At 42.9% G+C, this 19,693-nt stretch carries 16 protein-coding genes; 15 read left to right on the forward strand and 1 reads right to left on the reverse strand.

What is annotated here, in order from left to right:
- Nucleotides 1–124: 124 nt before the first annotated feature.
- The 10 genes from HQN88_RS07195 (at nt 125) to HQN88_RS07240 (ending at nt 13,945) form a co-directional block, all read left to right on the forward strand.
- Nucleotides 125–973, forward strand: a complete 849-nt coding sequence (locus HQN88_RS07195) for a helix-turn-helix domain-containing protein (RefSeq protein WP_173109582.1) — start codon at nt 125–127, stop codon at nt 971–973.
- A gap of 143 nt (nt 974–1,116) precedes the next feature.
- On the forward strand, nt 1,117–2,034 hold the full coding sequence (locus tag HQN88_RS07200; RefSeq protein ID WP_173110431.1) for an aldo/keto reductase: 918 nt from the start codon (nt 1,117–1,119) through the stop codon (nt 2,032–2,034).
- A gap of 184 nt (nt 2,035–2,218) precedes the next feature.
- The gene (locus HQN88_RS07205; protein WP_173109584.1) at nt 2,219–3,973 is read left to right on the forward strand and encodes a sensor histidine kinase; all 1,755 of its coding nucleotides are present in this window, start codon (nt 2,219–2,221) and stop codon (nt 3,971–3,973) included.
- Nucleotides 3,966–5,612 (forward strand): response regulator transcription factor, encoded by a 1,647-nt coding sequence (locus HQN88_RS07210; RefSeq protein ID WP_173109586.1) that lies wholly within the window; start codon nt 3,966–3,968, stop codon nt 5,610–5,612. Before HQN88_RS07205 ends, HQN88_RS07210 begins: the two co-directional genes overlap by 8 nt.
- 173 nt (nt 5,613–5,785) lie before the next feature.
- Complete coding sequence (locus tag HQN88_RS07215) at nt 5,786–6,721, forward strand: ABC transporter permease (RefSeq protein ID WP_337995167.1); 936 nt, start codon at nt 5,786–5,788, stop codon at nt 6,719–6,721.
- Nucleotides 6,722–6,731: 10 nt separating this feature from the next.
- Nucleotides 6,732–7,697, forward strand: coding sequence for a carbohydrate ABC transporter permease (locus tag HQN88_RS07220; protein ID WP_274318776.1), 966 nt, complete (start codon nt 6,732–6,734; stop codon nt 7,695–7,697).
- 53 nt (nt 7,698–7,750) lie between these two features.
- Nucleotides 7,751–9,286, forward strand: a complete 1,536-nt coding sequence (locus tag HQN88_RS07225; protein WP_173109588.1) for an ABC transporter substrate-binding protein — start codon at nt 7,751–7,753, stop codon at nt 9,284–9,286.
- 9 nt (nt 9,287–9,295) lie between these two features.
- Nucleotides 9,296–10,213: a phytanoyl-CoA dioxygenase family protein gene (locus HQN88_RS07230; protein WP_173109590.1), complete on the forward strand. Its 918-nt coding sequence runs from the start codon at nt 9,296–9,298 to the stop codon at nt 10,211–10,213.
- A 187-nt stretch (nt 10,214–10,400) separates the two neighbouring features.
- A complete protein-coding gene (locus HQN88_RS07235; RefSeq protein ID WP_173109591.1) occupies nt 10,401–12,842 on the forward strand; it encodes a sugar-binding protein in 2,442 nt (813 codons plus the stop codon).
- A 44-nt stretch (nt 12,843–12,886) separates the two neighbouring features.
- Complete coding sequence (locus HQN88_RS07240) at nt 12,887–13,945, forward strand: peptidylprolyl isomerase (RefSeq protein ID WP_173109593.1); 1,059 nt, start codon at nt 12,887–12,889, stop codon at nt 13,943–13,945.
- Nucleotides 13,946–14,012: 67 nt separating this feature from the next.
- On the opposite strand, the gene HQN88_RS07245 is transcribed toward HQN88_RS07240, so the two are convergent.
- Entirely contained in the window at nt 14,013–14,936 is a 924-nt protein-coding gene (locus tag HQN88_RS07245) for a hypothetical protein (protein WP_173109596.1), read from the reverse strand.
- 106 nt (nt 14,937–15,042) lie between these two features.
- Between HQN88_RS07245 and HQN88_RS07250 the strand changes: the two genes are divergently transcribed.
- The 5 genes from HQN88_RS07250 to HQN88_RS07270 all read left to right on the forward strand — a co-directional run bounded on the left by HQN88_RS07250 (nt 15,043) and on the right by HQN88_RS07270 (nt 19,683).
- Nucleotides 15,043–16,050: a hypothetical protein gene (locus HQN88_RS07250; protein ID WP_173109598.1), complete on the forward strand. Its 1,008-nt coding sequence runs from the start codon at nt 15,043–15,045 to the stop codon at nt 16,048–16,050.
- 70 nt (nt 16,051–16,120) lie between these two features.
- Nucleotides 16,121–17,875: a sensor histidine kinase gene (locus tag HQN88_RS07255; protein ID WP_173109600.1), complete on the forward strand. Its 1,755-nt coding sequence runs from the start codon at nt 16,121–16,123 to the stop codon at nt 17,873–17,875.
- 71 nt (nt 17,876–17,946) lie between these two features.
- Nucleotides 17,947–18,156: an alpha/beta-type small acid-soluble spore protein gene (locus tag HQN88_RS07260; protein WP_056615159.1), complete on the forward strand. Its 210-nt coding sequence runs from the start codon at nt 17,947–17,949 to the stop codon at nt 18,154–18,156.
- 142 nt (nt 18,157–18,298) lie between these two features.
- Complete coding sequence (locus HQN88_RS07265) at nt 18,299–19,066, forward strand: sugar phosphate isomerase/epimerase family protein (RefSeq protein ID WP_173109602.1); 768 nt, start codon at nt 18,299–18,301, stop codon at nt 19,064–19,066.
- Between the two features lie 170 nt (nt 19,067–19,236).
- Nucleotides 19,237–19,683 (forward strand): chemotaxis protein CheX, encoded by a 447-nt coding sequence (locus tag HQN88_RS07270; RefSeq protein WP_173109604.1) that lies wholly within the window; start codon nt 19,237–19,239, stop codon nt 19,681–19,683.
- Nucleotides 19,684–19,693 lie beyond the last annotated feature (10 nt).

Consider the following 19,693-nt stretch of genomic DNA (forward strand, 5'->3'; position numbering starts at 1 on the left):
TTAAAGCAGTTATCTATGCTTTCCACTATACAATTTTAGAAGCGAAAATACTTGTGTTGTATGAATGTCAAACATGTGTTATTTTGATATCGAGTCGTGATTGTTTCGAAGGGAGTTTATACCTATGCAGATCCGACATTTTACAGCAGAACAGGTCATTGATCCAGCAATCGAAGCTTACTATCGCATCCATAAAACAAGCAACAATGTTCGAATGTTGCATAATCATGAATATTACGAGCTTCATTGCGTGTTAAAGGGAACGCTCAAACATGCTTTTGCAGATGGGACAAGTCAACATTTACCTGTAGGGAGCTTACTTTTCATACGGCCAGATGATGTGCATGTATGTTTAGCCGGTTCCGAAGAGGAATGCGAATATATTAACATTGCTTATTCGGTAGATACCGTGAATGCGTTGCTTCATTTTCTAGGAAAAGGTTATCAACCAGAACGCTTGTTGGCTTCTCCTTACCCACCGTTGTATTTGCTATCAGAGTCAGAGCGGAAACAGTTCCTACACCAATTCGAGCGGATCGCCGCGATGCCAGTGGGGAAGAAAGAGGGGATCAAGACAGGTTTGAGGTCGATTCTGGTGGGCAGCTTGACCCAATATTTCTCCACATATACAGAAGCTAGAGAATCCGACGCACCAGAGTGGCTAACTAACGTGTATGGGGAGATGTTTAAGAAAGATAATTTCGTAGGGGGTCCCGAACGGATGGTAGAACTGTCGGGCAAGAGTCATCATCATGTATGTCGGGAGTTTAAGAAGTATTTTCAAATGACGCCTACGGACTTTATTAATAGCCTTCGGTTGAATTATGCTGCTAATATGCTCGCATACAGTTCCCAAAGCGTGATGGATATAGCCATGGATCTCCATTTCTATAATCTGAGTTACTTTCATCAATTGTTCAAAGGAAGATTTGGCATGAGTCCAGTGAAATATCGAAAGCGCCAAGGGACATAGAGACTTGCGGAGTGTTAGGGTAGGAGGCCTTACTTCCCAGGAACCGCGAATCTTGAATATGAGTGTGCAATGTGTGACAATGGGAGAGGTAAATCAGGAGCATGTAGGAATTGAAACAGTTTTAAAGGAGGATGTATTGGATGATTAAAACAATGAAGCTTGGAACCAGTCCCTTAGAAGTTCCGGTTATTGCAGTAGGATGTATGAGAATTAACTCGCTGGACAAGCTTGAAGCTGAACGGTTCGTCCAAGGTGCGATGGATATCGGAGCTAATTTCTTCGACCATGCGGATATATACGGTGGTGGTACTTGTGAGGAAATTTTCGCCGATGCGATTCATATGAACGCTAATGTACGAGAAAAGATCATTTTGCAATCCAAATGCGGCATTCGAAAAGGGATGTTCGACTTTTCCAAAGAGCATATTTTGGAATCGGTTGATAATATTTTGAAAAGGCTCAGAACGGATTACTTAGATATCCTGCTTCTACATCGTCCAGATGCTTTGGTAGAGCCTGAAGAAGTCGCTGAAGCGTTTGATCTACTGGAAAGCTCGGGGAAAGTCAGACATTTCGGTGTTTCCAATCAGACGCCTCTGCAAATTCAATTACTGAAGAAATCGGTTAAGCAGCCGCTTGTAGCGAATCAATTACAATTAAGCATCACCAATGCAACGATGATTTCGAATGGTATCAATGTCAATATGCTGAATGATTCCGCGGTTGACCGTGATGGCGGCATTCTTGATTTCTGCCGTTTGAACGATATCACGATTCAGCCTTGGTCACCTTTCCAATATGGGTTCTTTGAAGGTGTATTCCTTGATAACGAGAAGTTCCCAGAGTTGAATCTGAAGATTGATGAAATCGCAGCGAAATACGAGGTTTCCAATACGACGATAGCGATTGCATGGATTCTTCGTCACCCAGCACGGATGCAGCCGGTTACAGGGACAATGAATATGGATCGTTTAATCGATTGTGCCAAAGCTGGCGATATACAGTTGACTCGTCAAGAATGGTATGAGATTTATCGTGCCGCAGGAAATGTTCTTCCTTAGTGTTTAGAGTTAAAATCGAAACGTTCACTCCGATGGAGTGGACGTTTTTTTTGTCAACTAAACCGAAAATATTCTCCTATTCTCCCAGTTGCATTTGGAAGCATTTGCTATAAACTAAATACGAAGATGCTATTGGAAAATGTAATCAAATGGTGGATTTGGTACAGAGCGGGAGGTATTCAGATTGCGCGGAGTCAGTTTAATTTTTAAAGTATTGCTTGGATTTGTCGTTATTACTGCAGCGCTCATTCTGTTTCTCTATTACAATAACGCCTATGGGATGAAGATCCTGCGTGAAGAAGTGTCCAAAACCAACTACACCTTATTGCAATCACACGGTTTACAGATGGATAGCGGACTTCAGGAAGCGACATATTATCTACTCCGGTTAATAACGAGTGATACCTCATACCCTGATTTGATAACGCTTTCGCTATTTCCGATAGATTCGAGTAACTACTTTTTTGCGAAGCAGCGAACGATGAGATCGTTCACGAATAATTTAGATGTATTTCGAGAGGTCGATATCTTTTTTGTATACTCCAAAACGACGGATGATATCATTTTTGCTACGAGAGATCAACACTTGCTAACGGAATCGGATCGTATGATTCGCACAGAAATGCTCCAAACCGCTGACGATCCGAACAAAAGCTGGAGGTCGACGAAGCAGGGGGATCACAGATATTTATATCGTACTGAGAAAATTAGCCCAGAACTCATTGTTGGTGCCGTAGTTAATGTAGGTACGTTCCTGTCCCCGTTAGGTGATGTTCGATTCGGAGATAAAGGTATGGCCATGCTGTTGGATGTTAACCGAGAACCGATAAACGATAGTTCCATACCTGCTGAGCAAATGGCGGTCGCTCGAGGCGCCAAAGGTTCGGAACCGTTAGGGGATGGGACATTCCGAATGAGTTATGAGGGAGTGCCGTATTTATTAATCGGGTATCCATTGAAGGAAACGGGACTTGAATTGGCGGCTATTTTGCCAGAACAGGATTTGTTGCGAAGGTTGACGTTTTTCCAACGCATGATCTATATGATTCCGATTGCAGGTACGTTGGTACTCATCTTGTATTTCCTATTTCTGAAAAATGTGCTGCAGAAACCGCTCCAAGAATTAATGAACGGGATGCGCAGTATTATGCGCGGTAATCTGGAGTTTCGAATTGCTGCAGGGAATGTCAAGGAATTTGTATTTCTAACGGATACGTTTAATAAAATGGTCACGCAGATACGATATCTCAAAATGGATGTGTATGAAGAGCAACTGAAGAAGAAAGAGGCTGAATATAAGCATCTTCAGGCGCAAATTAATCCGCATTTCTATTTGAATTCACTCAATCTCATCTACAGCCTTTCAGAGCTAGAGGAGAATGCATTAGTTCAAAAAATGACCGAGCATCTGGCTGATTATTTTCGCTTTATTATGCGAGGCAGTCGAGAATATGTGACCATTGAAGAAGAAACTGTGCATATCCGTGACTATTTAGAAATTCAAAAGCTCCGTTTCCCAAGCAAAATGTTCTATACCTGTGAGATTTCTGACAAGCTTTTGGAGATCCCTCTTCCACCGCTAAGTATTCAACCCTTCGTTGAAAATGCGGTTGTTCACGGGATGAAAAAGCCAGGGCATGTGTTTCGATTAGATATCTCAATTAAACAGTCTGATACGAATCCAATGTGCATGGACATTCGGGTAGCCGATAATGGTCCTGGATTTCCAACTGACCTCTTACGTGCTTTACAAGAAGGCAGCTACGCAGGTAACAGTTCTGTGAAGCATCTAGGAATCTGGAATGTGCAAGAGAGGCTGAGACTGAAATATGGGCAAGGGGCAAGATTCACTTTTGAGAATCTGACTTCTGGCGGGGCTGTAGTGATTCTAACTGTACCGATCGAGCAACGAAGAGGAGATGAGGATACCCATGATTAATCTGTTAATGGTAGATGACGAAGAATATACCGTGAAAGCACTGTATAAGGCGATTGATTGGGGAGCTGAGGGGGTAACGACGATTTACACTGCCTCTGATTCAGATGAAGCGATGTCGCTTATCCAACAGCATAACATTGACCTCATCATATGTGATATTGAAATGCCAGGGATGAACGGACTGGAGCTACAAGAATGGGTGAACCTTTATGAGCCAACCATGGTTACGATTTTCTTAACGGGACATGCAGACTTTACCTATGCCCAAAGAGCGATTCAGCTGGGAGGCTTTGATTATCTGCTGAAACCTGTGAAAAGAGATCATTTACGCAAAGTCGTGGAAAAGGCAGTGAGTCAAGTTAGGCAAGAGAGAGAATGGCAGCACTACAATGACAATGTTCAGAAATATACATCCATATGGGAAAAGCAGAAGCCTGTATTAATCGAACGGTTTTGGCAGGATGTACTGGACGAGCGAATTCGAATGGATGCAAATGAACTACAACAATCTTTAGTCGCCTCCGAATTAGCACTGACATTGACAACGTCAATCGTTCCAATATTAATCAGCGTGGAACGTTGGCATAAAGAATTTACACTTCGCGATGAAGAGATTATGAATTACGCGCTGCGGAATGTAGCTAGCGAGATGTTGCTGGGAGGTCAAACCGGAACCGTCATTCAAGATCGAAGCGGGTTGAACCTTGTATTATGTTATGTGAATGAGGACAAAGGGGGCTTACCATGGCAGGAATGGGAAAAAGCTTGTGAAGCATATGCCCATGCCTGCTCCCTTTATTTGTATGGCACCGTATCTTGTTTTATTGGCAAACCTACGGTGCTTTCCAATATTTCGCAAACGGTATATGAGTTAATTGACAAGGAGCATGAGCATGTATCTGGTCAGAGTATCATTCGACTCGTTGATAGCGAGGTGCAGAAACCAATGAATGTTCGGCAATTCGCTATTCCCATCGCGTGGGAGGAATGGATCAAGTTATTCGAGAGCGGTAAACGAACGGAATTAACAACTCGACTTCAGGCCTTGTTTACGGAACTTCGTGAATCGGATGTGGACGCGGAGATTATTAGTGCGGTGTACCATTCCTTGCTAAATTTCATTTATCATGCTGCACATAAAAAGGGTTGGCCCGTCAAAATGCTATTGCCTGAAGGCAGGCGGGGTGAGGAGAAGAATCCACCACGTTCCCTTAACCAGTTACAAACGTGGGCGGAACGACTATTCTCGGCGGCTATGAGACAAATGGCGGAGAGCGGCGTGGAGAATCTCGCCTTAATTGAGACGATTAAAGCGTATATTTTGGAAGATTTGAATGGTGTGACACGTGAGAAAATTGCCGCCTATGTTCATCTCAATGCAGCTTATTTATCTCGAATTTTCAAAAAAGAGACGGGTCAATCCATGATGGATTACATTATTGCTGAGAAAATGAAGCAAGCCAAAGTGCTGCTCATTGAATCACGCACACGAATTAGTGATATCTGCGAGCAATTGGGTTATGAGAATTTCTCTCATTTCAGCAAAATGTTTAAACGTGTCGCGGGTATGACGCCTCAAGAGTATCGGAAGAGCTATCAAAGTCTATACCTCGATTCAGGGAACGGTAGTCATTCTTGATTTGGAGCTGCACATCACGCAAGGCCGAAGCAGAATGGATTTCCTGTTTCGGTCTTTTTAATTTCAATCAAGTCATAAAAGCAGTAATAATGTCATTTGACTTCGTAGTTCAGATTCTCTTCCAGCGATAAACTAAGCTATATAAAGTTCAACTGGAGAGAGAGGCGGCACACGTGTACAAAGCAATACGTTTCAAATTGTTTCTTCGTAAAGTTATCAAAGATCGATTCTTGCTGTTGATGCTGCTTCCTGGGACATTGTATTTATTAATTAATAACTACGCGCCCATGTTCGGTACATTAATTGCCTTTAAGAGCATTAATTACGCCGATGGTATTCTGAGAAGCCCTTGGGTGGGGTTCAAAAATTTCGAGTTCCTCTTCCAAACGACAGATGCATGGTTAATTACACGGAATACACTGCTTTACAATTTAACCTTTATCGTATTAAATCTCATTTTCGGCGTTGGTGTTGCCATTGCGCTTAACGAGCTTCGAAGCCGATTTATGGCGAAAATGTATCAGAGCGTCTTATTCCTACCTTACTTTTTATCTGCGGTCATCGTAGGATACCTTGGATTTTCCTTACTGAATCAAGAGTATGGGTTCATCAATAAAGCTATTCTTGAGCCGTTAGGCTTCGAGGCTATCGCTTGGTACAGTGAGCCTAAATGGTGGCCATACATTCTTCCTCTCGTGCAGCTTTGGAAAAATATTGGCTATGGAAGCATTATCTATCTAGCTGCCATTATTGGCATCGACGGTGAATATTATGATGCGGCTCTGATGGACGGAGCTTCAAAATGGCAGCAAATCACGAAGATAACGATTCCGATGCTGAAGCCGATCATGATCATATTAACGATACTGGCTGTCGGACATATTCTAAATGCTGATTTCGGCTTATTCTATCAAGTACCGTTGGATGCGGGTGCCTTGTATAGCACAACGAATGTCATTGATACGTATGTATACCGTGCTTTGCTTCATTTGGGTGATATCGGAATGGCTTCCGCTGCTGGCTTATATCAATCCATGGTAGGATTTGTTGTTGTTGTCGTTGCGAACAGCATTGTTCGAAAAATAAATCGCGAACATGCGCTATTCTAGGAGGTTCAACGTGAATTCAATTGCTATGGAAACGAAAAAAAAGTCGTCTGCTTCTCCGATCACACAGCGTACTCGAAACCCGAACAGCATCTCGAGACCGGCAAGTATGGTACTGAATGTATCTTTTATCCTGTATTGTGTGCTCAGCCTGATACCAGTTCTACTTGTCTTATCCGTCTCTTTCTCGGATGAAAATGCCATCGCTCTGCATGGTTACAGGCTAATCCCGGAATCCTTTAGTCTTGCCGCCTATCAATATTTGTGGCAGGATGCTGCGCATATTGCTAAGGGATATAGTATTTCTATTTTCGTCACATTGGTAGGCAGTTTATTGGGTTTAACGGTGACCGCCATGTTCGCCTACCCACTCTCGCGTATGGATTTCAACTTTCGTGGATTTTTCTCCTTCTTCATCTTTTTTACGATGATCTTTAGTGGCGGGCTGGTACCTTGGTACCTCGTATATACGAAGTTGTTTCCTATCAAGGATACGTTATTCGCTCTGATTATTCCGAATCATCTCATGAATGCTTTCTTCGTCATTATGGTGCGAACCTTTTTTCAAACGACGATCCACCCTTCATTAATCGAGTCGGCCAGTATAGATGGGGCAAGCGAGATGAAAATATTCCGCAGTATCGTTCTTCCCTTATCGCTGCCAGTGCTTGCGACGGTGGGTTTATTTTATACCATTGGTTATTGGAATGATTGGTTTAATAGCTTGGTGTTCATCAACAACGATAACCTCGTGAACTTGCAATATATGATGTATAAGGTAATGAGGAACCTACAGTATTTGACTGCAAATGCCCAAGTAAGTGGAAGTATTAATATTTCATCTGAAATTGCCAAACTACCTAATGAGACCGTTCGTATGGCTATGTGTATTACGGGAATGGGACCCATTGTACTCGCATTTCCGATGTTCCAGAAGTATTTCATTAAAGGGCTTACTGTAGGCGCGATTAAAGGCTAGTTCCGGAATGTAACCGGTTAGCATATATGATTTGTACAAATAGGAGGGTTCATATGGCAAGAAGAAGCACAATTCCAGCTCTACTGGCTTCAGCAGTATCGATGTCACTGTTGTTCAGTGCCTGTACGTCATCGAATTCGAGTGAAGGCAACAAAGCATCTAGTGCACCAACAACCGCACAAATGACACCAGGAGCGACAACGAAAACACTTGCGCCTTACAAACTCAGCATGTACATTCCAGCAGCGGGTGCGCCTGCCGATTTGAAGCTAGTGAATGAGGAAATCAGCAATTACTTAAAAGATAAGATCAATGCTACTTTCGAATTGAATGTGTTAGCTTGGGCTGATTGGCAGGACAAAATGAATTTGAAATTTGCTTCCAGCGATGCGTTCGATTTGATTTGGACAGTGGCGTGGGATAACTTTACGACCAAAATTCAGCAGGGTTCGCTGATTGATATGACAGCACTTATTGATAAATTTGCTCCCGACGCGAAGAAAATTATTAATCCAGCTCTGCTGGAAGGCTCCAAAATTAACGGCAAGAATTACTCGCTTCCTGTTAATAAGGAGTTGGGTAGTCAACGTGGCATCATGCTGCGCAAGGACTTAGTGGAGAAATATAAGATTGATATTACACAAATTAAATCCATGTCGGATCTGGAACCTGTTTTCCAGATGATCAAAGAGAAGGAACCTAAGGTAACTCCGCTTTATATCAATAAAGACAGCAATGTTGTATATACACTGAATGTTGCTAATTTCGATGGAAATCTGATGCGAAATGCGACGGACTTTAAGGTTGTCAACATGCTTGAAACAGCGGAATATCGCAAATCACTGGATTTGGCACGGAAATGGTATCTGGGTGGTTATGTCAATAAAGACGCTGCCACGCTGACCGACATGATGAGCGGGCTGAAGTCAGGTAAAGCGTTCTCCTTCTTCGAATGGTTGAAGCCAGGGAAGGATGCGGAAGTCAGCACATCGATAGGTGTTGATTGGGTGCAAGTGCCTTTGACGCAGCCTCTGATTGCGACGAGTGACACAACTGGTTCCATGGTCTCTATTTCCCGTACATCCAAGGACCCAGAACGTGCTGCGATGTTTTTGAATTTGCTCTACACGGATAAGAAGCTGTTGAATATGCTTGCATTTGGAATTGAAGGCAAACATTATGCCAAGGTAGAGGGTAAGAACGATGTCATTGATTTCCCGAAAGGTGTAACAGCGCAAACCTCAGGTTATAACCTAAACCAAGGGTACATGTTCGGTAATCAGTTTAATGATTATCTCTGGGCGAATGAAGACCCAGCGAAATGGGATAAATTTAAATCGTTCAATGAAAAGGCAGAAACCTCCAGGTTGCTAGGCTATAATTTCGATCAGTCTAGTGTGAAGAATGAAATGGCCGCCATCACCAATGTGAAAAAGGAATTTGAACCTGGACTTGTTACGGGTACGCTTGACCCGAATGAGATTCTTCCGAAATACATCGAAAAGGCGAAATCGGTTGGTCAAGAAAAAGTATATGCGGAGCAGCAGAAGCAGATTGATGAGTGGGTTAAAACAAAAGGAAAGAAGTGAGTACAGACAATGGTAACGAAGGTCCTGACGACGGAAGAAATAGAGCAATTTCAGGAGCGGGGATGGGTTAAGGTTACGCAAGCATTTAGCCGTGAGCAGGCGCTTGCTTGTCAGGATTTCCTGTGGAATAAGGTTGAAGAAGCCTATGCCGTAAAGCGCGATGATCCAGATAGCTGGATTCGCTCTCTTATTTTTCACCAAGTTTCGTACAAAGGTCCTGAGTTTGATATTTGCAATACCCAACGGATGGCCGATGCTATTGAAGATTTAGTGGGCGAAGGGCGGTGGCGGGAGCACGTTGTTTATAACGGAGAAGATGCCGACTACCCCACTTGGGGATGGTGGCCAGTGAACTTCCATATGGGAAGAGATAAGCCATGGGATGTTCCTATGGATGGTTGGCATTGGGATGGTCAACATTTCCATCACTTTGTGGATAGTCCAGATCAAGGATTGTTATGCTTGTGCTTGTTCTCTGACATCGGTTCACAAGCAGGAGGTACCTTAGTCGCGGAAGGATCGCATAAGGTGGTTGCCAAGTTTCTTGTAGACTACTCGGAGGGAATTGACCTTGGCCAAGGGATTCAAACGCTGAATGCGAAGCATCCTTGGTTAGCCGAATTGACTGGATTATCGCCTGCAGCAACTGAGAATCAATCGCGTATAGATCGGTTTATGAATCAATTCACGACAGATTCAGATGGTTTCAAGCTGAGAGTAAAGGAAGTTACGGGTGAGCCAGGCGATGTTATCTTGTGTCATCCTTTCCTTTATCATGCTCCGTCTCAGAATCATAGCGGTAAGGTACGATTTCTGTGTAATCGAACGACACCATTGTTTGAACGGATGAATCTGGACAGAGCTGACGAAGTGAATTATTCACCATTAGAAAGAAGTGTTCGAGCGGCATTAGGTAAGGTGAAATAGCCGTATTGACTAGAGGGTTACTTCCATCGGTTTCGAAATGTTGGTTGCCGGTGGAAGCGGCTCTGATAGATATCAGAGGAGTATCGAGAGGGGGGATTAAAAAAGATATTTCTGTTGCACTGAATGAAAACGCTTTCAATAAAGCTAAATTCAGTTTTATAGTTAACATCCAATAGGAGGCGAAAGAATGAATCTAATGATTAGCAATCGATTCGTGGCTCGACTGTTCTCACTAGTCCTTGTTATGACACTGCTTGGGGCACAATTGCTGCTTGTTGCACCTACTTCTGTATCAGCAGCTGCAACAACCTATTATGTTGATTCCGATGGAGGAAATGATGGGAATAGCGGCACAAGCGCAGCATCGCCATGGAAAACATTAGCCAAGGTTAACAGCATGACTTTTGGTGCGGGAGACAAAGTGCTTTTCAAATCGGGCTCCTCGTGGACGGGGACCTTACAGCCAAATGGATCTGGCAGCAGCGGCTCACCTATTATTTTTGATAAATACGGAAGCGGGTCTAATCCTGTTCTGAATGGCGCGGGAGCAGCTTCAACGGTGTATCTTTACAATGTCCAATATATCACGGTGCAAAATTTGGAAATCACCAATGATGCAGCAACGGTTGCGAAACGCAGTGGAATTCTTGTTGTAGGTAAAGGTTCTGGCCTCTTAAATAGTATTCATCTTAGAAATCTGAATATCCACAACGTCAAGGGAAGCTCTAACCGCGATACCGACATGTACCTGAACGCAGCGATCTATGTGATGACACAAGATGGTCCGACGGGATCTCCGCTGGCTAGCTTTAACGATTTGGTCGTGGAAAACAATAATATCCATGATAATACAACAATGGGCTTCTACTCGAATGGCACGGGTACACATTGGAATGATGTGACGACGTTCCAGTCCTGGTATACGAATGTCCAAATTAAAAACAATACGATCGCAAGAACAGGCGCGGACTGTATCGTAGTTGGTTATGGCAATGGGGTGTTAATCGAACATAACGCTTGCTATGATATCGGGGTGAATGGCACGAATCATCGCTGGATCGCTGGCATATGGACATGGGCGACCAAGGATGCGACGATTCAGTACAATGAAGTAGCAAGAGTACATTTCCAATCAGGTACAGATAATGATTCAACGGCCTTTGACAGTGATATTCACACGTATGGCACACATACGTATCAATACAATTATTCGCATGATAACTCAGGCGGTTTCTTCATGAGTATGGGGGATTTGAGAAGATTCGGAGGGCAAAATATCGTTCGCTACAACATTAGTAAAAATGATAACCATCTACATTGGGCTGACGCTACGTTTTCCAGTGCTGATCAGGAAGCCACACATGTCTATAACAACACCTTCATTCAAAACAGTGGAAACGGCTTTAAAATTCAAGGTTTGAAATCTGTGTCTTGGGAAGGCAGCTATTACAACACGAAATTCGAGAATAATATTTTTTCTATCTCAGGAGGCGGACCCATCGATTTCCCATCTACGCATATTTATGATAGCAATTTGTATGACGGCTTCACGCCGCCAACCGATGCGAATGGTGTGATCGGTACACCACAATTCGTCAATAGCTCCTCAGGCGGGGATGGTCGAGCAACAACAAGCGGTTATCGTTTACAGGCGACTTCACCTGCTATTGATGCAGGTAAAGTAATTGCGAACAACGGCGGCCAAGATTTCTGGGGCGGTCCTGTCGGCAGCAGTCCAGATATCGGAGCAAATGAATACAATGCCTCCTACACCGATACACAAAACCCAACGACTCCTGTTAATGTGACTGTCTCAAGTGTAACTGATGTTTCTGTTAAACTTACCTGGAATTCCTCTGTGGATAATTTCGGTGTGATGGGATATAACGTGTATAAAGATTATAATGCCATCACACTTACACCGGCTTCTGCCAATTCTGTATCTATCGTTGGTCTTCAGCCGAACACAACGTATGTCTTCTATGTAAAAGCTGTAGATGCTGCATGGAATTACTCATCTGGAGGTAGCGCCTTGACCGTGACGACGAAATCGGCGCCGCCTGCCGTTTCAGCCATTCATACAGCTGCCCCCGTAACGATTGATGGCAATCTGACGGAAACAGACTGGCAGATTACAACGCCGATTACTAAAACGGTGAGCGGAGCCACCTATACAAGTTCACAGTTCGGTGTCATGTGGGACAGCACCTATTTATATGTCGGTGTGAACATAGCGGATCCTGCACTCTTCAATGATTCTACCAATATCTATGATGATGATTCCTTTGACATTTATATCGATGCAAATCATAATCGAAATTTCACGTACGATGCTTACGATCGTCAATTTGCGTTTGGATACAACGATTTGACAGGATCAGAGAAGGCTGGTCATCTCACAGGTGTGTTGTTCAAAACAACACCAATCACAGGTGGATATAGCCTGGAAGCCGCTATTCCTTGGAGCAATTTAGGTATAACACCAACTGCGGGTATGAAATTCGGGTTTGATATTGCGAATAACGACGACAGTAATGGCGGCGCTCGTGATAGTCAGACGATGTGGAACGGAACTGGTAACAATTGGACAAATACGGCTGCATTTGGTGATGTGCTGTTACTGCCTTAGATTTTAAATAATGATAGGGAGTAAGAATGGAAGGGAGCCGCGGTATGAAGAACAAAGCGATCTATCATCGAACCGTTGCAGGTAATGGAAAAGGTGCATGGCATTCGATGCGCAGTCCTAGGCTCATGCTATTCGCGGCCTGCCTAATCGGGTTTACTTTCATAGGGATTCTGTGGTGGAATTTGACTCAAGCGCAAGCAAAGGTCACAACCATTGACAATGAAGAGGTGATTGCCACGGTAAATGGAGAGTCCATCGTGGAGCAGGAACTCCAGTGGCAGATGAAGAAGCTGCGTTCTCATGCAGATGGCAATCTGGAAGAAAATGTTGCAGACAAACGTGAATTAGCGTTAAATGAAAGTATACAATTGAAAGCGCAACTTCTTGAGGCACAGCGAAGAGGATTACTCGAATCGGTTCGGTACGCGGATTACGTGACGAAATGGCAATCAGAGCAAATAAGAAGAAAGAACGCAGCCTTGAACAACGAAGTTGTCTATGGTCCTATAACGGTTGAGGAAGATCACTATTATGACTTTTTCGTAGCCGATATCCTTGCTAAATTGCGAGATCACATGATGGCAGAGAAACCTTTCTCCCAAGAGGAGATTGCTGCGTATTACCAAGAACATCTATCTCTATACAAAAAACCGAACCGCCTTCAAACGAATATGTTTGTGATAACGTTCGGTAAAGAGTTATCCAAGGATGAGGCATTTCGTACGGCTCAGTCGATTGCGGAGGGCTTGAAACGCGGTGAGGATGCGGATAAGCTTCTTCAACAGGAGAACAGAAAGAATTTTGTGCTGCAACAGCGAGCATTTAACGAACAAACAGCCAAGCAAGACACGATGAATGGAACGGACGTGTGGCGCAGCGTTCAAACGTTACGAGAAGCTGACGTAACGAACCCAATTGAGGAAAACGGCAGCTATTATATTTTCCAATGCTTAGCGTTGGAGGACACCGGCTTCTTACCGCTGGAGAAGGCTAGTCCAGGTATAGAAATCGCGCTCATGGAACAAGCATTTCCACGGATGACGGAGCGTTGGGTCAAGGAATCGACTGTTATTATCAAAACGTCAACTAAACAAGCGGAATAGGATGCCTCATCTAAGAAAACGACCATCATTTCTCCTATATGGAGGAAATGATGGTCGTTATTTCTCATCATATTCGATTGGAAATCGTATCCAGTAAAGTTTGAACATAGGCATCAATACTGAACCAGCGCGTATCTATGGTAACAGGGACTTTATTTTGTACCATTTCAATAGCTTCTCTTGGATGCAGAAGATCATATCGAGGGCTGTACATTTCGGTGAATGGAGGCAAATCATCTCGACCCTTGGGAGCAATTGGCGCAGCGCCTAGCAGCTGAGCTTCGTAGAGCGCCAAGGTGAGACTGCCGCCAATCGTCACGGATACGGCAGCTGTTGCTTTTGATAAAAGTTGATAGTACTCAGCATGCGGCAGCCTTCCCACTTCAATGCCTAATTCTCTCCACATGGCAACAGGATAGTGGGACAACGGTGTAACAGGTGAGGCTATGACCACGCGATACCCTAACTCCATAAATTCAAACGCCAAGCGGACGGAGAGATAAGGCTGATAGAACTCATTCATACGGCCTGGGAAAACAATTAGTTTCTCCCGCTCATTAGAAGGTTGGATGCCATTCAAGGTGGCGTTCACATAGTCATGATCATAAGGAAATCCCGCCGCGATGACTTCGACTTGTGAACCAGGAGGCAGGCAACGTTTGCCCCAAGGCACCATGCTGGGATTCGTATAGAAAATGGCCTTCAGAGAAGGATGCTGGAAGATCCATAATGACTCTAAGTCTAACACGTTCGTAAAAGGGTTCCAGACGTCATGTTCTTGAATATACAGATGCTGCGGAACAGGATTGGCATCTTTGATCATATCAAATAGGGTGAAGCGTGTTATGAGAACGGGATGTTTGGGGTCTTTTGGCAGTTCCGGGGTAAAGATATACGGGACTCCCGCGGATTCAAGCCCTTTTTTCAAACCACTGAGATAATTCGGATACCACGCTGTTTGATCATTTTCGTCTACAAGTACATGTAACATGATAAGTAAGCCTCCATGGGGACTATGAATTAACTTTATATGCCAAATATATCATATTTTCTAATGGATATCATGCCCATTAAACTATGTGATAGGGGAAGTATAGATGATAAGCAGGACAAGGATGGTGAAAATAATGGTTCTTATGGACAACCAAATCTTCTTAGAATCTGGCCATGTTCGTGACGATATTCCGCATGTAAGAGAAGTTATCTACGTGGGTCGTAATGGTCAGAAAGTTGAGCGGATTCACATTCAGGCAGATGATACCACGACAAGCTTTATTTATAAACCACTCACGAATTATCCCAATAAGGGGAAGGAAGTATGGTTACAAGAGAATGTACACGTTCGAATTCCTGAGGTTCACATCCCCAAGATTCTTTACTATTCACAAGAGTTGGAACCGGAAAAGGAATGGATGGTTTTCGAAGATCTAGGTGAATTGGAACATAACTTTAACAGCGATATGATGCTAAAAACGGCGGAGTTCATTCCCTATTGGCATCTCTTGCCGACATCGCTTCTGCCTGAAGAATTTGATGGGCACTCTCCGAGAGTGAAAGAAATTCAAAGCTTTATTTTGTCTAAGGATGTGCAAATGAGGCAAATATGCCAGAGATTGGGATTTCTTGATGATGACATTGCCTACTTTGATCAGAATATTCTACGCTATGATCATCTTGACTTGGAAACCGTCGTTTCACATGGCGATTTGTATCCGTTAAACATCGGTGAAGTGAATCATACAATCTTCATTTTCGATTGGGAGTACGTACATACGAACAGTGTATTCTGGGATTTATATTCTTTGATGGACATTACGAGCCCGCAATACAGGCGCTTGGTCATTGGGCAGGATTCACGTTTAGCTATTCTTACTAAATATATCTCCGTACGCGAAAGTCTGCAGTCTCCCACACATGGCAGCTTCATTGCGGAGTATCATATATTCAGTGCGTTGTATTCCATGTGGTTGTTGCTTCTAATAGAAGAGGATATAGCACAAGAAAAATTTGAGAAATCTGCCCTGTTAAGGCAGTATAATGAAACAAGTGAGATTTTAAAAATCGTTTTCGATTATCTAAAATACACCAATGGACAATTTTTTTAAAAAAACTGCAAAATTCGACAAAATTGCTTTATAATAAGGTTACTAAATGCTGCTGAGGGAGATCGTAAGCATGTTTTCATCATTAGACAAGTTCCCATTAAAAACGATTCTTATCTTCTTAATCGCCATATTAAGTATGAATTTAACGTATTTTCAACATTCCAAGATACTTCTGAATAATCATCAAAAAGAGAAAATAAATCTCGTTACTTCTACAATTTCTGCCGAACTTGGTAAGCAAAGTGAAGTAGAGGCAACCTATGATGAAATGCTTGGACATGAACTAAGAACCGCTTCAATTGTTATTCAGAAGTCCTTACATCCTGATTTCCACCAAGTTACGAACGATCAACTGGTCGCCTTGGCGAAGGAGCTGAATATTGGCGGGATTACGTTATTCGAGAGGCAAGGTGATGACTTCATTGGAGTAAGATCCTCGGATCCCAAAGAAATCAATGCAAGCTCGAAAACGTGGGGAATCGTATATTCCGCCCAATTACAATTAACGGATCGTAAACGTGTAGATGTTGGCACGGGATTAACCCTCGATAATTTCTGGAGCGGCCCCATTGATACAGCTTCGACGGATGAAGCGAACATCAGGAAATGGGGAGAATATTACGATGGAACGACCAATTATATTATTAATCCCTATTTAAACGTATCCAGTAGTCTTGAGAATTATCGTGAAAAAGTAGGGGTGGATGTCAGTATCCAAGAACTCCTCGAAAGTAACAAAGGAAATTTAATCGAAATCGGCGTATTAAATCCGGAGAAGATCTTCGATAAAACGCCAACACCTAATAATAGAGCCAGCTGGTATTCAGAGCGACTCGTATTAAATGGAAGCTATAAGTATAGAGACGGCGTTGAAGAGAGTAAAATCAAGGAAGCTTTGACTAAGAATAGTACGGTTTTTTACAATGTTGTGATTAATGGAACGAATATTCTAAAGAGCTTTACTCCGATGGTCACAAGCAATCTGAAGTATAAGCGTGATGACTTACCCAAAGTGGTTATGGTTGCAACCGATTACACGCAGATCGAAAAAACATTGCATCAGCAGTTTCGTGAAGTATTTATATTCATGAGCATTGTCACACTTCTAGTTTGTGTTGTTATTATCATTCTGTATTCGATTACTCGGAAGAAGAATGAGGGAGCAGTGAAAACAGTTCAAGACGTGTATCTGGCGAATATTAATTCAATTGTTCAGTCGATCAAAGAACAGCGTCATGATATCATCAACCATATTACGACCATCTCGTGGATGATTAAATTGAAGAAATATGAAAGTCTGCAGGACTATATTGATCCTTTAATCCAAGAAGCGAAAATGATGGATAACAAAATTAAAGCGGTTGAAATTAATATTCCAGCATTAAGCGGAATTATCCAAGCGAAGTTGGCACAATCCGAATTGCATAACATTGACATGCAGGTTGATTTTAAAAATATGGAAAATTTGCGGTTGACAACGATTAAGACGACTGACTTAGTCCGCATATTAAGTAATTTGATTGATAATGCGTTTGACGCGACGATCGAGCTGCCTGTCAACGAAAGGAAAATCAGTGTAGAAGGCATCGTTCAAGCCAATCAACTCACGATTCAGGTGCAGAATTCTTGTAATCCTGTTACTCCTGACATCCACACACGAATATTTGAATCAGGCTTCTCCACCAAAACAGGAAAGAACAATAAAGGTCTCGGACTTCATATCATTAAGCAGTTAATTGAACGGTATAAAGGGAAAATTGATTTCACAACGCAAGAGGCTGGAGTTACGTTCTCCATCGTCATTCCATTAAAACATGAAAAATGAGAAAAAGAATGTATAAGATTTCCTTACACTCCACATCCTAAGTGTACACCACGAGAAGGAGTGATTTACGAATGGCTAACAACAACACATTGCTAGTTCCACAGGCCAAAGCCGCTTTAAATCAATTGAAGTATGAAGTTGCTCAAGAATTAGGGATTGCCTTGCAACCAAATGGTTATAATGGAAATCTCCTTACACGCGACGCTGGTTCAATCGGTGGTACAATCACGAAAAGATTAGTACAAATTGCTGAACAACAACTGCAAGGCTTCAAACGCTAGACCATTGGTTATAGGCACAAGTTTAAAAAAGACTACAATCACTCTTCCTACTCGGGTGACTGGAGTCTTTTTTTCTTTACAAATCTAATCGTTTAGGGAATTATGTAATTTGAGACTATGTTTAAAGTGAGAGGAATAAACTATGATTTTACCTGGACTAGTATCCGTCACATTTCGTGAAAGATCAGCAATTGAAATTCTTGAATTGAGCAGTCATTGCGGATTGAAAGCAATTGAATGGTCAGAGAACGCGCATGTTCAACCTGGGGATGCAGCTGGCGCTCACAATCTGTACGCAAGGACAATCGATTCCGGTATGCAGATTGCCGCATATGGTTCTTATTTTCGTTTGCTTGTGAACCAACAACCTGAGCAAGTTTTTCGAGAGAGCCTGATCGCTGCAAAAGCGTTGCACGCCCCGCTTATTCGCATATGGGCTGGAACCGTTCCCTCTTCGGCAGCATCATCAGACTATTATGCTCGCATTGCACAAGAAGCAAAACTTATAGCTGAGATGGCTGCAGCAGAAGGTATAAAAGTTGCACTTGAGTGGCATAGAGGGACATTAACAGATACGAATCAATCGTCTATGCGGCTGCTGGAGGAGGCAGATCATGCCAATCTGTTTTGCTTGTGGCAGCCAACACCGGAGCTTTCCGTGAAAGAGCGGTGTGAAGGACTGCATGAATTAGCGGAGCGTAAGAAGCTTTTAAACCTCCATGCGTATTATTGGGAAGGCGATATTCGCAGACCATTTGCTGAAGGCATTCACGAGTGGTCACAGTACTTGGCACAGATAGACAGCCGAGAAGACCGTTACATGCTAATGGAGTTCGTCATGGGTAACACCGTTGAACAATTTAAATCAGATGTCGCCGCTATCCAGCAATTATTAAATGAATTATCTTAGCGTCTTAATATGGAAAAAACGGAGCACCGCGATAAGCGTGCTCCGTTTTTTTCCATATTCACACACATCCTTAACATTTAGGAGTGTAGATAACTAACACTTATAGGCTAAAGTGAGTGTATTGAGCGAAGTTATAACCGGTTACAACCAACTGGATAGGGGAGAAAAGCATGACTCAGCATTTGCAAAATTTATTACTGGATAGTGTCCGAGCATCAATTGGCAACATGCTACCACAATCATTAGATCAAACCGAAGTTAGCACAAGTAATGAACCGATCCGTATGGATGAAATCGGCGTCTCCATCAATTTCACGAATAGTGAATATTGTATGATTTTAGACGGGCAGCGTGTCGTATTTAGCCGAATGAGTGAAGCGATTTTTGGGATGTACATGGAAGGTGAAATGTTAGACAGCTGTGTGAGTGAAATTGCCAACATCATTGCAGGCAGAACCACTACGATCCTTGGTGAACAAGGTGTTGCACTGGATATTACGCCGCCGTCTTTATTAGAGGAAAATCACCATTTTGATAATCAGGCTAACAAGCTGATGCTGCCCATTTCCATCCAGACGGTTGGCGATATCCGTATCGTTTTATTGAAAGAGCAGTGATAAGAGGAGT

Source organism: Paenibacillus qinlingensis (genome assembly GCF_013204845.1).
Classification (GTDB): Bacteria; Bacillota; Bacilli; order Paenibacillales; family NBRC-103111; genus Paenibacillus_E; species Paenibacillus_E qinlingensis.

Excerpts from the sequence above, each read along its gene's own strand:
- HQN88_RS07260 (WP_056615159.1), top strand. The coding sequence starts at position 17,947 with ATGGCTAACAACAACACATTGCTAGTTCCACAGGCCAAAGCCGCTTTA.
- HQN88_RS07270 (WP_173109604.1), top strand. The coding sequence starts at position 19,237 with ATGACTCAGCATTTGCAAAATTTATTACTGGATAGTGTCCGAGCATCA.
- HQN88_RS07255 (WP_173109600.1), top strand. The coding sequence starts at position 16,121 with ATGTTTTCATCATTAGACAAGTTCCCATTAAAAACGATTCTTATCTTC.
- HQN88_RS07230 (WP_173109590.1), top strand. The coding sequence starts at position 9,296 with ATGGTAACGAAGGTCCTGACGACGGAAGAAATAGAGCAATTTCAGGAG.
- HQN88_RS07245 (WP_173109596.1), bottom strand. The coding sequence starts at position 14,936 with ATGTTACATGTACTTGTAGACGAAAATGATCAAACAGCGTGGTATCCG.
- HQN88_RS07265 (WP_173109602.1), top strand. The coding sequence starts at position 18,299 with ATGATTTTACCTGGACTAGTATCCGTCACATTTCGTGAAAGATCAGCA.
- HQN88_RS07240 (WP_173109593.1), top strand. The coding sequence starts at position 12,887 with ATGAAGAACAAAGCGATCTATCATCGAACCGTTGCAGGTAATGGAAAA.
- HQN88_RS07250 (WP_173109598.1), top strand. The coding sequence starts at position 15,043 with ATGATAAGCAGGACAAGGATGGTGAAAATAATGGTTCTTATGGACAAC.
- HQN88_RS07225 (WP_173109588.1), top strand. The coding sequence starts at position 7,751 with ATGGCAAGAAGAAGCACAATTCCAGCTCTACTGGCTTCAGCAGTATCG.
- HQN88_RS07210 (WP_173109586.1), top strand. The coding sequence starts at position 3,966 with ATGATTAATCTGTTAATGGTAGATGACGAAGAATATACCGTGAAAGCA.
- HQN88_RS07195 (WP_173109582.1), top strand. The coding sequence starts at position 125 with ATGCAGATCCGACATTTTACAGCAGAACAGGTCATTGATCCAGCAATC.
- HQN88_RS07235 (WP_173109591.1), top strand. The coding sequence starts at position 10,401 with ATGAATCTAATGATTAGCAATCGATTCGTGGCTCGACTGTTCTCACTA.